Origin of the sequence: Enterococcus sp. AZ103, assembly GCF_051714685.1 — a bacterium.
GTDB lineage: Bacteria > Bacillota > Bacilli > Lactobacillales > Enterococcaceae > Enterococcus_A > Enterococcus_A alishanensis.
In genome coordinates, this window is the sequence record NZ_JBIOSI010000001.1 from 1,182,141 (window position 1) to 1,198,584 (window position 16,444).

The following is a 16,444-nucleotide window of genomic DNA, read 5'->3' on the forward strand; positions in this document are numbered from 1 at the left end:
CATAGCAATTGCATAAAAACTAACACTTGAAAGGAAGTATCTTATGGATAAATCGAGAGAACGTTTAGGTTCTGTAGCGCTCATGCTAATGACCTTTTCAGCTGTATTTGCCTTTCCCAGTATTGTCAATAACAGTATCCAGATTGGTTTAGCGACAATACCAGGTTATTTGTTCGGAACTATTTTTTACTTTTTACCATTTATTTTAATGATTGCTGAATTTGCTTCAGCCAATTCTAAAAAAGAATCGGGGGTGCATAGTTGGCTCGAATCTGTTTTAGGACCTAAATGGGCTTTTCTAGGCGCCTGGTCATATTTTTTCGTTAACTTATTTTTCTTTTGTTCATTATTACCTAATACCTTAATTTATGGCTCTTATGCTTTTTTAGGTAGAAATGTTTTTGAAGGAAACAATAGTACAATTATCATTGCAATTATTTCGATTGTTTTGTTCTGGATAATGACTTGGGTCTGTATCAAAGGGGTTGCTTGGATCTCTAAAGTGACTAGTTTTGCTGGTAGTGCTCGTTTATTTATGGGTGTTGCCTTTGTGGTACTGGCATTTATCGTTGTCTTCGGATTTGGTCATGAACCAGCACAAGATTTTAACTTTTCATCGATTGCACCTAAGTTTAACTGGACCTTCTTCATGACGATGGCTTGGATCTTACAAGCTGTTGGCGGAGGAGAAAGTATTGGCGTATATATCAAAGACGTAAAGGGTGGTAATAAAACCTTTGTTAAAACAATGATTGGCGCAACAATTATTGTGGGTGTGATGTATATTTTGGGCGCAGTGGCAGTTGGTTTTGTTGTACCAGCTGATGTATTGACTGGTAATTTTTCTAACGGAATTTTTGATATATTCAAGATTTTAGGTAATTTTTTCCATATTCCTAGTGGTGTGATGGTTCGCTTAGTCGGCGTAATTTTATTTATTGGTAGCCTGGGTTCACTGGCATTGTGGACAGCAGCACCGGTAAAAGTGTTTTTCTCTGAGATTCCTGAAGGCGTTTTCGGTAAATGGTTAGTTAAAACAAATGAAGAAGGGAATCCGACAAATGCTTTGTTGGTCCAAGGAGTGATCGTAACGATTTTATTAGTTATTCCTGCCTTGGGAATCGGAAATATGGATAGCTTTTTAGAAACATTGATTAATATGACCGCTTCAACATCATTGTTACCAGTCCTATTCTTATTGATTGCATATATTGGATTACGTTGGAAAAAAGACGATATGGAGCGAAGTTTCAGGTTTGGTAACCGAACTGTGGGTTTAACTGCTGGAATTTTATTATTGGCAATCTTTGTCTTTGTCTTCTTCATGTCCACTGTGCCAGATCCACAATTAATTATCGCTGAATTGAATGGTACTTTGGCAAAAGGGACAGCGAGTCCGATTGGCATGTTGGTTTATAATGTCGCCGGCTTAGTTATTTTCATGGGCTTTGCGTGGCTTTGTTGGGCACGATATGAACGAAAAAATAAAAAAATTATGCAAGATAAGGTGGCTGTAAAATGAAAGTTTGGGAAAATTATCAAGTAGATAGCATCAACCGTTTAGCACCGAGAGCTCATTTTTTGAGTTTTCCATCAATTGAAAAAGCTAATTTAGGCGACAATAAGTATACTCATGCCTTTAAGAATCTAAATGGACAATGGAAGTTTATGTTTTTAGCTGCTCCAGAATATAGTCCAGTAGATTTTTATCAGAAAGATTTTGATACACAGCAGATGGACGATATTACCGTGCCAGGAAACTGGCAAGTTCAAGGATATGGGAAGATGCATTATTCAGATTTATGGTATAACTTTCCAATTAATCCACCTTATGTACCAACTGAAAATCCGACAGGTATCTATAAAAGAACTTTTGAAGTAGATGAAAGTTTTAGAAATCAAAAAATTATTTTACGTTTTTGTGGTGTTGACTCAGCTTATCACGTTTGGGTGAATGGACAAGAAGTTGGCTATAGTAAAGGTGCCCGCAATGAAGCGGAATTTGATATTACTGACTTAGTAGATTTTGATAGTAGCAATGATCTAACAGTCCGTGTTTACCAGTGGTCTGATGGGACTTATTTAGAAGATCAAGATATGTGGTGGCTCAGTGGGATTTTCCGTGATGTTGAACTGATTGGTGTTCCTCAGACTGGGATTGAAGATTTCACAATCGTGGCTGATTTGACGGATGATTATGAAACAGGATTACTAGATGCAAAAATTCGTTTAAGAGAAAACAACGGTCAAAAAGTTTCACTCCAGTTATTAGATGTTGCTGGAAATATTGTTTTCCAAGAACAGCAAACAGCTGAAGCAACCGATATTCATTTTACGAAACAATTGCCAGCTGAAGCAACCGATATTCATTTTACGAAACAATTGCCACAGGTTCGTCACTGGACAGCTGAAACACCGTACCTTTATCAAATAATGATCACTGTGGAGAAAGATGGACAATTAATAGAAGCAATTCCACAAAAGGTTGGTTTTAGAAATATTCGTGTAACTGGAGAAACATTCTTGGTCAATGGTGTGGCAATTAAGTTTAAGGGTGTCAACCGCCACGACTATAATCCTAGAAATGGTCGAGTAGTAACCAAAGAAGAAATCGAGAAAGATATTGTATTAATGAAACAATTCAATATTAATGCAGTTCGAACAAGTCATTATCCAGCATCTTATTACCTATATGAATTATGTGACGAATACGGGATGTATGTCATTGATGAAACGGATTTAGAGTGCCATGGATTTGAATTAACTAACCGCTATGATTGGATTAGCGATGATCCTAAGTGGGAGACAGCTTATGTTACTCGGATGGTACGCATGATTGAACGTGATAAAAATCATCCTTCAATTATTTTCTGGTCACTGGGAAATGAATCTTCCTTTGGTCATAATTTTAGAAAAATGGCTGAGGTAGCCAAACAAATGGATCCAACTCGTTTGGTTCATTATGAAGGAGACTTTGAAGCCGAAGTTACCGATGTTTATTCTACGATGTATACATGGTTAGAGCATCCGACAAGAGAATTATTGATGAAAAATATCATTGAAGATTCGAAAAAACCTCATATTTTATGTGAGTATGCTCATGCAATGGGGAATGGACCAGGTAATTTTAAAGAATATCAAGATTTATTTTATGCTCATGATAAGTTGCAAGGGGGATTTGTTTGGGAATGGTTTGACCACGGCATTGAATCCTATGATGAAAATAATGAAAAGTATTATCGTTATGGTGGCGATTTTGGTGATGACCCTAGCAATAAAGATTTTTGTATTGACGGCATGTTGATGCCTGACCGGACACCTTCCCCAAGTTTATATGAGTTTAAAAAAGTGATTGAACCAGTAGAAACTACTGAAAAAGATTTAGCAAAAGGAGAATTTACTTTATTAAGCCGTTTTGATTTTGCTAATTTAGATCAATTTAAAGTGGTTTACAATTTAATGGAAGATGAAACAATTTTAGTGAGTGGTGAGCAGAATTTACCAAGTATTCCAGCCAGAAATCAAGAAACATTGACATTAGATTATGCTTATCCTGAACAACCTAAAGCAGGTGCACATTATTTCTTAAACTTATCCTATCAGTTGAAGGAAAATACTGAGTATGCTAATGCTGGTCATGAATTAGCGACGGCACAATTTATTTTGCCACTACAAGTTCCTGGTATGACAGTCGTACCTACAGGAAAAATGCGGATTTCAGAAAGTTTAGCCGAGTTGCAGATTACTGGTGCTAATTTCAAAGTTGTTTTCGATACAGTACGCGGCACTATGACAGAACTAGAAAGAGATCACCAAACAATTATTTCTAAAGGACCAAGTTTTACTTTCTGGCGGGCGCCGATTAGTAATGATATGGAAATTATTGATGAGATGAAAAAAGTCCAATTCTTACATTTAGAGCATGATAATGTTAGAAGCTTTAACTATCAAGATCACCAAGACTTTATTCAAGTAGAAGTAGAAGTCATTCACGGTACTACCAATAGTTCTTGGCATTACCAATGCTGCTACCAGTACAAGATTTTCCCAAGTGGCGATATCTTATTTAATCTAAAAGCTACTCCTGGTGGCAAAGTTGATATGGCACCGGATATGTTGCCGCGTTTAGGGGTAACAATGCATTTAGATAAAAATTTAAATCAAGTCAGATATTTGGGACAAGGACCGTTAGAAAATTATGCCGACTCTCGTGAAGCAGCCCAACTAGGAATCTATCAAAGTACAGTGGACAATATGTTTACAAATTATGTCGTACCACAAGCAAATGGGAATCACATGGAGACTGAATGGGTATCTCTAACAAATGATCGCGGCCAAGGATTGTTGGCTTCAACCAATCAAAGTTTTAATTTCAGTACCTCTTATTATGATGAAGCTACTTTAGATGCAGCTAAGCATACGAATGAATTGCACAAGAGCGATCACATCGTGCTAAACATTGATTACAAGCAAAATGCTTTAGGTAGTTATGCTTGTGGACAGTGGCAATTAGAGAAATATCGGACAAAATTTGAAGCCTTTGAATTATCTTTCCGATTAACCGCCTTTAACAATAAAGAAGTCACTGATTTGAATTTAGCAAAAGAGAACATTCAAGTTAGTTCTAAAGACTAATTATTATAGCTAAGTCATAAGTTATCATAACTTTGACTTAGCTTAATTTTTGTTTATCGAAGGCTAAGGAATCTTGCAAAAGCAAATCAAAACAAGTATCATTGTACAAGTTGCAAATATGGCAATATTACATAGAAAAAAAGAAAGTAGGCACGACTTATGACTGAACCAGCGATCAAATATCGTCTGATAAAGAAAGAAAAACATACTGGTGCTCGTCTGGGAGAAATTATTACGCCTCACGGTACGTTTCCGACACCGATGTTCATGCCGGTAGGAACTTTAGCTACGGTTAAAACGATGTCACCAGAAGAATTAAAAACGATGGGTGCAGGGATTATTTTAGCCAATACTTATCACTTATGGTTACGCCCTGGTGAAGATTTGGTGGAAGAAGCCGGTGGATTACATAAATTCATGAATTGGGATCAACCAATTTTAACCGATTCCGGTGGCTTCCAAGTTTTCTCATTGGCTGATATGCGTAATATTGAAGAAGAAGGTGTGCACTTTAAAAATCACATCAATGGTTCAAAAATGTTCTTATCACCAGAAAAAGCCATCAATATCCAAAATAAATTAGGTCCCGATATCATGATGAGTTTCGATGAATGTCCACCTTATGATGAATCCTATGATTATGTTCAAAAATCGGTGGCACGGACTTCTCGTTGGGCAGAACGCGGCTTAAAAGCTCACGCCAATCCAGATCGCCAAGGACTGTTTGGGATTATTCAAGGGGCTGGTTTTGAAGATTTACGTAAACAAAGTGCCAAGGATTTAGTCAGCTTAGATTTCCCTGGTTATTCTATCGGAGGATTATCGGTAGGTGAACCAAAAGCTGAGATGAATCGGGTATTAGAATTCACGACACCTTTGATTCCAGAAAACAAACCACGCTATCTAATGGGTGTAGGCGCTGCAGATTCACTAATCGATGGCGTCATTCGCGGCGTCGACATGTTCGATTGTGTCTTACCAACGCGAATCGCTCGTAATGGGACAGTCATGACTTCGCAAGGTCGTTTAGTAGTGAAAAATGCGAAATTTGCTCGTGATTTCAGACCACTAGATGAAAAATGCGATTGCTACACTTGTAAAAATTATAGTCGGGCGTACATCCGCCATTTGATTCATAGTGATGAAACATTTGGTATTCGCTTAACTTCTTACCATAACTTGTACTTCTTAATTAACTTAATGAAAAATGTTCGTCAAGCAATTATGGACGATAATTTATTAGAATTTCGTCAAGCATTCTTTGAAGAATATGGTTTTAACAAAGAAAACGCAAAAAGTTTCTAATTTTACTAGAAAAGACTAGTTAAACCTATTAATCTTTGTTAGAGTTGATATGGATACTTATAATGTGAGGAGAATTTTAATGGGTAATTTATCGATGATTATTTTATTAGTTGTGATGGTTGGGATGTTCTTTATGATGAACCGTTCTCAAAAGAAACAACAACAACAGCGTCAAAATCTTTTAGATTCTATGAAAGCTGGCGACAATGTCGTGACTATTGGCGGTTTGCACGGTGTGATTTCTGAAATCAACAATGCAGACAAAACAATCACTCTTGATTGTGAAGGCATCTTTTTAGTATTTGATCGCGCGTCAATTAAATCAGTTACACCTGCTGCAGGTGCAACAGTAGCACCGATTGCCTCAGTTGAAGAAGAAGTGACTGTTGTGACACCAGAAGAAACACCAGCTGAGCCAGAAGTAAAAGACACAACTGAAGAAAAATAAAATTTCTAGCCAAACGTGAATGAATGAAGCGTTTGGCTATTTTTTTGTCCTTTTTGTGAATAAAGTTCTAATTAAAAATAACTCATATTTCCATGCTTTAAATGATTGCAAAGGAATATACCAATAATAAGACCTTTATATGAAGGGAAAAATATTTTTTATTTGGTGTGAAAAAAATCACAAAAAAACTATTTACAAATAAAAACCGTTGATGTATGATATGAATGTGAAATGATTAACAAATAATTTTTAGCAAATTTAGGAGGCTAATAATGGTTAAAACAGTAGAAAAGGAAAACACAAAGGAAATCAGTGTTGAAGAAATGATTGATGATTTAGCAGTCAAAGCCAACGTTGCATTAGACGCAATGGCAGACTTCACACAAGAACAAGTTGACCATATCGTACACGAAATGGCAATGGCAGCATTAGATAAACATATGCTTTTAGCAAAAATGGCAGTTGAAGAAACTGGTCGTGGTGTAGTCGAAGATAAAGCGATCAAAAATATGTATGCTTCAGAATATATCTGGAACAACATCAAACATGATAAAACTGTAGGTGTCATCGGCGAAGACAAACAAAAAGGTATCATCGAAGTTGCTGGACCAGTTGGTGTTATCTGTGGGGTTGTACCAACAACTAACCCAACATCAACAACTATTTTTAAAGCGATGATCGCTTTAAAAACAGCGAATTCAATCGTCTTCTCATTCCATCCATCAGCACAAAAATGTTCAATTGAAGCTGCACGTATCGTTCGTGACGCTGCGATTGCTGCTGGTGCTCCTGAAAACTGTATCCAATGGATTGAAACACCATCAATCGAAGCTACTCAAGGTTTGATGAATCATCCAGGCGTAGCCATCGTATTAGCAACTGGTGGACCAGGCATGGTTAAATCTGCTTACTCTACTGGTAAACCTGCTTTAGGTGTAGGTGCTGGTAACGCTCCTGCTTATATCGAAAAAACAGCTAAAATCAAACGTGCAGTTAATGACTTGTTTGTATCAAAAACATTTGATAACGGCATGATCTGTGCTTCTGAACAAGGAATCATTGTTGATAAAGAAATTTATGATGAAGTGAAACGCGAATTCGAAAAGCATCAAGCATACGTTGTGAAAAAAGCTGAATTGAAAAAATTAGAAGACGCTGTAATGAATGAAGGCAAATCTGCTGTTAACCCAGCAATCGTTGGTCATTCAGCAATGGATATTGCACAACGCGCGGGTATCAAAGTTCCTGAAGGGACTAAAATGATAATCGCAGAACTAGATGGCGTTGGCGCAGACTATCCATTATCTCGTGAAAAACTTTCTCCAGTCTTAGCAATGGCTAAAGCAAACAGTCAAGCAGAAGCATTAGATATGTGTCAAATAATGTTAGAACTAGGCGGACTAGGTCACACTGCTGTTATCCATACTGAAGATGAAGACTTGCAAGTGAAATTTGCTTTGCGTATGAAAGCTTGCCGTATCTTAGTAAACACACCATCTGCTGAAGGTGGTATTGGTGATATCTACAACGAAATGATCCCATCATTGACTCTTGGTTGTGGTTCATACGGTAAAAACTCTGTATCTAAGAACGTATCTGCTATTAACTTAATCAATGTTAAAACTATGGCGAAACGGAGAAATAATATGCAATGGTTTAAATTACCACCAAAAATCTTCTTTGAAAAAAATTCATTATTATATCTAACTAAGATGCAAAATGTTGAACGAGTTATGTTAGTTTGTGACCCAGGTATGGTTCAATTCGGTTATGCTGACATCGTTCGTGAAGTATTAGGCCGTCGTAAAAATGACGTGAAAGTTGAAGTATTCTCAGATGTTGAGCCTAACCCTTCAACTGATACTGTTTACAAAGGTTTAGAAGTATTCAATGAATTCCAACCTGATACTGTAATTGCATTAGGTGGTGGTTCTGCAATGGATGCGGCGAAAGGTATGTGGATGTTCTTCGAGAACCCAGACACTTCATTCTTCGGCGCGAAACAAAAATTCTTGGACATCCGCAAACGTACTTACAAAATTGCTGATCCTAAGAAAACACAATTCGTATGTATTCCAACTACTTCTGGTACTGGTTCTGAGGTTACACCATTTGCCGTTATTACAGATAGCGACACTCACGTGAAATACCCATTAGCAGATTACGCATTGACTCCAGATGTAGCGATTATTGACTCTCAATTTGTTATGACTGTGCCACCTTCAGTAACTGCTGATACTGGTATGGACGTATTAACTCACGCAATTGAGTCTTATGTATCTGTAATGGCTTCTGACTACACTCGTGGATTGAGTTTACAAGCAATCAAAATGGTATTTGAAAATCTTGAAAATTCAGTTGAAACTGCTGACCCAGATGCACGTGAAAAAATGCATAATGCATCAGCGATGGCAGGTATGGCCTTTGCCAATGCATTCTTAGGAATTTGTCACTCAATCGCCCATAAAATTGGTGGAGAATATGGTATTCCTCACGGACGTACAAATGCAATTCTATTGCCACACATCATCCGTTACAATGCCAAAGATCCTCAAAAACATGCGATGTTCCCTAAATATGACTACTTCCGTGCAGATGCTGACTACGCAGACATCGCTCGTTACCTAGGATTAAAAGGTAACACTGATGCAGAACTAGTTGAAGCTTTAGCAACAGCTGTTTACGATTTAGGTGTTAAAGTGGGCATCAACATGAACTTGAAAGCTCAAAACTTATCTCAAGCAACTTTAGATGCAACTGTTGATCGCATGGCAGAACTTGCTTACGAAGATCAATGTACAACTGCTAACCCTAAAGAACCATTAATCAGTGAGTTGAAAGAAATCATCATTACAGCTTACGATTACAAAGCTTAGTCACACTAAAAAATGTTATGGGAGTAACCATAAGCAATCTTTTGGCTACTATTAACCATAGTCTTCCTAATTGAACCTCCACTTTTTGTGGAGGTTCTTCTTTTTTTGTTCTGGAAACCATGCATTTCGCTGGTGGTTCTGGGGTCTCTGTAGCATCCAGTCATAAGTATTTTGTTCATGAAATGCCTGGTAATCGTATCGACTGCTAATTATTTGTGTCAGCAACACTTAACAGTGTTAGAGTAATCATTCTGCCCATTGAAGCGTTCTCAATCGTTCCAAGATTGAAAACTTTAGTTGTCACATTATCATCTAATAATGGTTCAATAACGTAAAAACTAAACCAAACGTATGTTAGTTTAGCAAATAAGAATGTTGCAAGAGATTCTAGCAATCTCAACACATTTAATCACTTCTAAAACAGTTTTGTAAGAGGTGATACCAACACCTGAATTGTCTAAGCTAAAATATACTGAAGTCAAGGATTTTGACTTTATTCAGTCGCTTTTGTGTTGCACATAGAGTGCAAATTCAAGTGAAAATAAAAGAGCTAAACTCGCTATTCATAATTAATGAGAAAAAATCAAGCTTGTCATTATGGCATTTGATAAAAGATAAACTGTTATAGCAATTCTAAAAGTCTTATGCTCATGACAAAAAGACCCTAAATAATAGAGAACTGATATTTTTCTATCAGTGTCTGTTATTTAGGGTATCTTCTATATTTATATTCTTTTGTCTGTTTTTGAAGTTTGAAAGCTCACATTAACTATTTTGGAGTAAGCTTTATTTATTCTTCGACTTTATTTTTTTGAATAACCTTTGCTAGTACCAGACAAGCAATAATACAGCCAACAGCCATCACAATTGCATAGATGAACATCATGTTAAAACCTGTTTTACCGCTGTTATTGTCTAACCAACCACCAATCATCGTATACATAAAAACATCTGGTAAATAACCTAAGCAAGAAACGATTCCAGAAACGCGGCCAGTTTTTGAAACCGGGATACCTGCATCATCGATAATCGCAAAATATTGACTACGAATTAAATAGATAAAGAACATACCGGCAACGAAATTTCCTAAAATAATTGTTAACAGACCTTTATCTGCAGGTAAAATTAGGAAAAGTCCGTATGACAGAGCCGTCAAAGTAGCACCACCGACAATCACTTTAATTCGAGAGCCGATTTTGTCAGCTAAAAGTCCACCAATAATTCCGCCGAAAGCTTGAATCACATAACGAGTGCCACCTAATGTAGCACCACCAGCAACTGATAGTCCGTAAATATTGATAGCTAAAGTATTAATATAGCCAAAAATACCATATAAACTATAGCCAAAGAATACGATCATCACTAATAACCAAACACGAGGAATCGCCAGCTGTTTGAAGGTACCGATAATTACTTCAGAGAAAGACTCAGCATTTTCTTCCTTGTCAGTGTCTTCAATAATAAACCAATTTAAAATACCAATAATAATTACAACAATCGCACATGTCCGAATTGCCCAAGCTGTCCCTAAGATTTCATTTGCAAAACGACCATAGACTGCAGTCATTCCAAATACCAAAATAGCATTTAAAATTCCCCGTAAACCTTCTTGTAAACCAAATAATCGACCTTGTTCCGAAGAATCACCTAACATCCGAGTTGCTTTAATCATTGCAGACCAATAGGTAATAATAGTTGAAATTCCCATCAAAACAAAAATTAGTCTAGCTGTATTGAAAGAAGGGAAGGTTGAAAACCAAATACCTAACAAACCAGTTGCCAAAAATGAAATAGTTAACAATTTTCGTGCAGAAAACTTATCGGCCACAATCCCACCAATAAAATAAGAAACAGTCGCCATAGTGGCATAGCCAGAGGATAGCATTCCCATTTGAGCATTACTTAAATTCATCGCTTGCTGAATTGGTACATAGAACGTTTCACGAATATAAGGTAATTGGAAAATGATTCCGGCGCCAGCGGCTAAGAGTAATAGGGTCCCGTATTTTTTAACAGATGCTTTGTTCATTAAATAACCTCCATTTTATCTAATTGTCAAAAATAAGTCCATTGACACACTATTCTCTCTAGTAACGGTTTTAGTGTAAAGGCTTTCTTTAAGCTTGTCAATTACTTTTTATAATAAAAATCTCATGAAAAAATTATCAAATTGACGATTGTATGAATAAAAAATGGAAAATATGGAAAATGAAAAATCTTCTACGAAAATTAAGTAGAAGATTTTTTATTTTGATTTAGCTTCTGAATAATTTCTTCAATAACTAAAAAAAACACTGTTCGAGTTTTTTCGTGTGAATTTAAGGATTCAGACTGATGAGATTTTGTTAAATAGATCGTTTCGTGATTCTCTAAATTAATTTCAGTATTCAGTTCTTCTAGGATTAATAATACCTTAGCCTTTTTCTTTGCAGCTTCTTGGAACAAATAGTCAAATTGCGCAAATTTTCCAGCAACTGAAAATATTAAGAGTAATGTCTTATCACTTATTAAGCTAGGGATAAGCGATTCTTGTGTAGCTAAAATAATATTTTTATCGACAGTATAGTTTAATTTATATTCAAAATATTCCAAGGCAATATGAGTAGGACCATAGCCGAAAAGAATAATTTTATCATAGGTGTCGATAAGTTCAGCAATATATTCAGCATTGTCTTCTTCAAAGTTTTCCATAAAGTCTTGTATTCTAGTGAATTCGTTATTCATTTTTTTTTGCTTAACTAGTTCTTTTCCAGATAAGAAACGTGCATATTCTTTATAACCTGAGAAGCCTAGTTTTTTAACAAACTTAGATATTTTAGAAGGAGATACACCAGCAATTTCGGCAGCTTCCGTAATGGTTAAACTTGAGTGCTCCTTGCTAGCAGCCAGCAAATTTTGATGTATTTTTAGTTCTAAGCTATTTAATCTATCTATATGAACGTGCATATTAAAGCCTCCTAGATTTTATAAGTCAATGATACCATAGCAGAAAAAAAAAACCTATCTCCTGTGGAAAATTTTCCGTTTTTGATTAAAAAAATCAAATTTTATTGGAAAAATTAATCAAATTTTAATGTAAAGTAAAAAAAAACTCTGTATACTCTGAAGCAAGAAAACGTTTTATAAATTTCAAAATGAATGGAGTTATTTCAATGAATTCAGACACCTTAGTTAAAGAGAGTATCATTAATGACGTTAAAAAACTTGTTCCTGCTGCCCAAGTTCTGACTGATTATGAAACTTTGTATGATGCTTCTTCGGATCGCTATCGTAAATATGCAAAAGCAAAAAGAGTTTTGGATAATCCAATACCTACTGCAGTAGTGCTACCTAATAATACTGAAGAAGTCAGAGAATTATTAATGTACGCAAATGATAATGATATTAATGTCATCCCTAGAAGTGGGAAAACGGCGACTGAAGGGGGGCTTGAAAACTGGAAAGATTTGGCTCTAGTGATTGATGGCTCTAAGATGAATCAAATTTTAAAAATTGATTCTTATAATATGCAAGCAACCGTTCAAGCTGGAGTGAGATTGCAAGATCTTGAAGATGAACTAAGAAAAATTGGTTATACCACCGGACATTCACCACAATCAAAACCAATCGCTCAATACGGTGGACTTGTTTCTACTCGTTCAATCGGACAGTTTTCTACTTTATATGGTGGAATTGAAGATATGGTCGTTGGTTTAGAATGTGTCTTTCCTAATGGTCATGTTTCAAGAATTAAAAATGTTTCTCGTCGAGCAGGTGGCCCTGATATTCGTCATATTGTGATTGGGAATGAAGGAACATTATGTTATATCACTGAAGTCACTGTAAAAATCTTTAAATATTATCCTGAGAACAATAAATTCTTTGGCTATTTAGTAGATGATGTTGAGACTGGAATTAAGGTCTTGCGTGAAGTCATGACTAATGGCTATCGTCCATCTGTAGCCAGAACGTATTCACCTGAAGATGCGAGACAACATTTCTATCATTTTTACGAAGAAAAATGCGTCTTGATTTTCATGGCTGAAGGACCAAAAGGCATTGTTGAGGCAACGGGCGTAGGAATTGAAGAAGCGGTTGAAAAATTCAATGAAGGAGTTTATAAACAAGTCGATAGCCAGCTAATCGAAAATTGGTTTAATCAATTAAATTGGACAGAACAAACCATTGATGATGAAGTGCAAGGTATGATCGACAATGACAAACATGATGGTTTCACAACAGAAATTTCTGCCGATTGGGAGACAATTCCTCAAATCTATAATAATGTAATTGATCGGATTCGTAATGAATTTCCGCGGGCTCAGGATTTAACTATGCTAGGAGGACATTCATCCCATAGTTACATTAATGGAACCAATATGTACTTTGTTTACAATTATAATATCAACTGTGAACCAGAGGATGAAATGAAACTTTACCATCACCCTATTCAAGCCATTATTGTTGAAGAAACTTTAAAACTTAATGGTTCTATGTGTCACCACCATGGTATTGGCAAGTATCGCAATGAATGGACAAAAGAGGAACATCAATCAGCTTATTATATGTTAGAAAGCTTGAAAGAAATCTTTGATCCAAAAGGAATTATGAACTTTGGGAATATATATCCAGTGCAAGAGGGATATAAATATCAAAAATAGTCTCATTTATTTAAAGTTAGGATGCGTGAAAAATGAAAATCATTTGTTTAGTCAAATTTGTACCTGATGCTGAAAAATTCGAATATGATGAAATAAATGACCGAATTAATCGAGAAACATCTCGCTTAGTTTTAAATCCTGATGATAAAAATGCTTTAGCCTGGGCCCTTCAAGCAAAGAAGACTGATAAGAATGTGAATGTTGAAGTAGTGTCGATGGGACCTAAAAAAATTGAAAAAGAGTTAAAAGATTTTGTCCGCTTAGGGGCAAACAAAGCCACACTCATTTGTGACAAAGCATACGCTGGGAGTGATTCTCTAGCTACCAGCCGTGTTTTGGCTAAGTATCTTAGTGAACAAAATTATGATTTGCTTTTGACTGGAACCCATACTTTAGATGGTGGGACTGGCCACATCGGTCCCCAAGTCGCTGAATTATTGGCAATTGATCAATTCTCTAATGTTAAAAAAATTGACTGCTTTGATGGCTATACAATTGTAGAAGCATTACAAGACAATCAAATACTCCAGTTAAAAATACCGTTTCCTTGCTTAATTAGTATCATCAGTCAAATCAACGTACGCTTGGGTTTCGTTAGATATGAAAACATCGATAAAAACGTCGATGAACAATTCTCTCTAGTAACAAACGAAACCTTAGCGTTAGATGAACATTTGATTGGGAGAAAAGGTTCACCTACAAAAGTAAGAAAAAATATTTTTATAAAACCTGAAAAAAAAGATCATCAAACTATGCAGGTAGATGATGAAGGAATCGAAACTGTAGTAGCTTTTTTACAAGAGAAAGGATATCTATAATGTTTAAAGCATTAGTACTATTAGATGAAGAACAATTAAACTATTCTCTTGATTTGGTGGAAGTCGCGAGTCAACTAGCTGGTGAAGAAGAAGTTGCGCTTTATGGTCTAGGAATAAACTTATCAAATAAAGAGCTTAAAGGATTGGATTATTTGCTGACAATCGAGACACAAGAATCCCTAAAAGATAGTCGGATTGTCGCAGAATTGATCCAACAGGTTCAGACAACTTATCAATTTGATACGATTATTATCTTAGCAACTGATTTTGGACGAATGGTTGCGCCGAGATTGGCTATGAAACTAGAAGTTGGGTTAGTTGCTGATATTACAGCAATTGAGGTTGATGAAAAAGGCAGAAAACTAATTCGTCCAGCCTTTGCAGGAAATATGTTAGCAAGTATTGTTTGTGACTCGACACCAATTATGGCAAGTGTTCATCCAAATGTTTTTCATCCAGAGCTATTGACTAAAGAACCGAAAGTGATCACATTTTGTCCAGATGAAATGAAAGCGTCTACAATTGAAATAATTAAAATTGAAAATCAACCAGAACTAAAAGATATTCGTGAAGCTAAAGTTCTGGTTTCTGCGGGAGCAGGTTATGAAACGGAAATAGAGAATTTAGTACCTCTGGCTAAACAGTTAGCTGGCTTGGTTTCTGTTTCAAAAGAAGTAGTTGAACGAGGTAAAGCACCACGAGAAATTCAAGTCGGTCAATCCGGTAAAACCGTTAGTCCTGATTTGTACATTTCTTTAGGGATTTATGGATCGATGCAGCATGTTGAAGGATTGAAGAAGGTAAAACACTTAATTTCAGTAAATACAGACAAAGGTGCACCGATGAATTATTTAGCAGATTTAACGGTTATTGGTGACGCGGCAACTTTTGTTGAAAAATTAACTATGCGTTTAAAAAAATAAAAATAAAGAAGGTATAAACATGGAAATTAAAGACTTCAAAATGGATTTATTTAATATTAAGGGCAAAAACGCAATTGTAACTGGTGGGAATACAGGATTAGGTCAAGCATTCTCTTTAGCTCTAGCTGAGGCTGGCGCAAATATTTTTATGGCTTCAATTATGCCTGATGATGAAGCGTTTAACAAAACATTGGAAGAACGTGGCGCGAAAACTTTCTATATGTATGCTGATATTACTCAAGATGGTGTAGCAAAAGAAATTATTGAAAAATGTGTTGCTGAATTAGGTTCAGTTGATATTTTAGTAAACTGTGCTGGTATTTGTCCGGTCGATGATGTTTTAAGTTATGGCAGAGATAAATGGGATCCAACCATCGCGATTAATTTAACGGCGGCCTTTGATTTAAGTCATGAAGCGGCGAAATTTATGATTCCACAAAAGAGCGGAAAAATCATCAATATTTGTTCATTGTTCTCGTTCTTAGGTGGTCAGTGGGCACCAGCATATGCGGCCTCTAAACACGGAATAGCTGGTTTAACTAAAGCATATTGTGATGAGTTGGCGCAATATAACATTCAAGTAAACGGCATCGCGCCAGGTTATTTCAAAACACCAGTTGCAAAAGCTTCTATTGAAGATCCTGAAAGAAATAAATGGATTGTTGATCATACTGCTGAAGGCCGTTGGGGAGATGTGGCAGACTTAATGGGTGCGACAGTCTTTCTAGCATCAGAAGCCTCTCATTTTGTAAACGGTCACATCTTAACTGTTGATGGTGGTTTCTTAGTCCGCTAATTG

At 36.1% G+C, this 16,444-nt stretch carries 11 protein-coding genes and 1 pseudogene; 9 read left to right on the forward strand and 3 right to left on the reverse strand.

The features are described from left to right. Positions 1-43: 43 nt before the first annotated feature. The 5 genes from ID741_RS06140 (at position 44) to adhE (ending at position 9,264) form a co-directional block, all read left to right on the forward strand. Entirely contained in the window at positions 44-1,522 is a 1,479-nt protein-coding gene (locus ID741_RS06140) for an amino acid permease (RefSeq protein ID WP_218326437.1), read from the forward strand. After that, on the forward strand, positions 1,519-4,635 hold the full coding sequence (gene ebgA / locus ID741_RS06145) for a beta-galactosidase subunit alpha (protein ID WP_438719423.1): 3,117 nt from the start codon (positions 1,519-1,521) through the stop codon (positions 4,633-4,635). The genes ID741_RS06140 and ebgA overlap by 4 nt, the downstream gene beginning before the upstream one ends. 159 nt (positions 4,636-4,794) lie before the next feature. Further along, positions 4,795-5,940, forward strand: a complete 1,146-nt coding sequence (gene tgt, locus ID741_RS06150; RefSeq protein WP_218326434.1) for a tRNA guanosine(34) transglycosylase Tgt — start codon at positions 4,795-4,797, stop codon at positions 5,938-5,940. Between the two features lie 79 nt (positions 5,941-6,019). Further along, positions 6,020-6,388 (forward strand): preprotein translocase subunit YajC, encoded by a 369-nt coding sequence (gene yajC / locus ID741_RS06155; protein ID WP_438719424.1) that lies wholly within the window; start codon positions 6,020-6,022, stop codon positions 6,386-6,388. 272 nt (positions 6,389-6,660) lie between these two features. Further along, positions 6,661-9,264, forward strand: coding sequence for a bifunctional acetaldehyde-CoA/alcohol dehydrogenase (gene adhE / locus ID741_RS06160; protein WP_218326431.1), 2,604 nt, complete (start codon positions 6,661-6,663; stop codon positions 9,262-9,264). 217 nt (positions 9,265-9,481) lie between these two features. Here the strand turns inward: adhE and ID741_RS06165 are convergent. The 3 genes and pseudogenes from ID741_RS06165 to ID741_RS06175 form a co-directional block, all read right to left on the reverse strand. After that, a pseudogene (locus tag ID741_RS06165) lies at positions 9,482-9,595 on the reverse strand (recombinase family protein); the annotation flags it as partial. Between the two features lie 459 nt (positions 9,596-10,054). After that, positions 10,055-11,293: an MFS transporter gene (locus tag ID741_RS06170; RefSeq protein WP_218326429.1), complete on the reverse strand. Its 1,239-nt coding sequence runs from the start codon at positions 11,291-11,293 to the stop codon at positions 10,055-10,057. 200 nt (positions 11,294-11,493) lie between these two features. Then, positions 11,494-12,210 (reverse strand): MurR/RpiR family transcriptional regulator, encoded by a 717-nt coding sequence (locus ID741_RS06175; protein ID WP_218326427.1) that lies wholly within the window; start codon positions 12,208-12,210, stop codon positions 11,494-11,496. Between the two features lie 206 nt (positions 12,211-12,416). Here ID741_RS06175 and ID741_RS06180 point away from each other — a divergent pair, with 206 nt between their 5' ends. Genes ID741_RS06180 through ID741_RS06195 form a run of 4 tightly spaced genes read left to right on the forward strand, consistent with a single transcriptional unit; the run spans position 12,417 to position 16,441 of the window. Then, a complete protein-coding gene (locus tag ID741_RS06180; protein ID WP_438719425.1) occupies positions 12,417-13,904 on the forward strand; it encodes an FAD-binding oxidoreductase in 1,488 nt (495 codons plus the stop codon). Positions 13,905-13,936: 32 nt separating this feature from the next. Beyond that, entirely contained in the window at positions 13,937-14,722 is a 786-nt protein-coding gene (locus tag ID741_RS06185) for an electron transfer flavoprotein subunit beta/FixA family protein (RefSeq protein ID WP_438719426.1), read from the forward strand. Next, positions 14,722-15,645 (forward strand): electron transfer flavoprotein subunit alpha/FixB family protein, encoded by a 924-nt coding sequence (locus tag ID741_RS06190; RefSeq protein WP_438719428.1) that lies wholly within the window; start codon positions 14,722-14,724, stop codon positions 15,643-15,645. The genes ID741_RS06185 and ID741_RS06190 overlap by 1 nt, the downstream gene beginning before the upstream one ends. Positions 15,646-15,664: 19 nt before the next feature. Then, positions 15,665-16,441, forward strand: a complete 777-nt coding sequence (locus tag ID741_RS06195; RefSeq protein ID WP_246601494.1) for an SDR family NAD(P)-dependent oxidoreductase — start codon at positions 15,665-15,667, stop codon at positions 16,439-16,441. Positions 16,442-16,444: the final 3 nt, after the last annotated feature.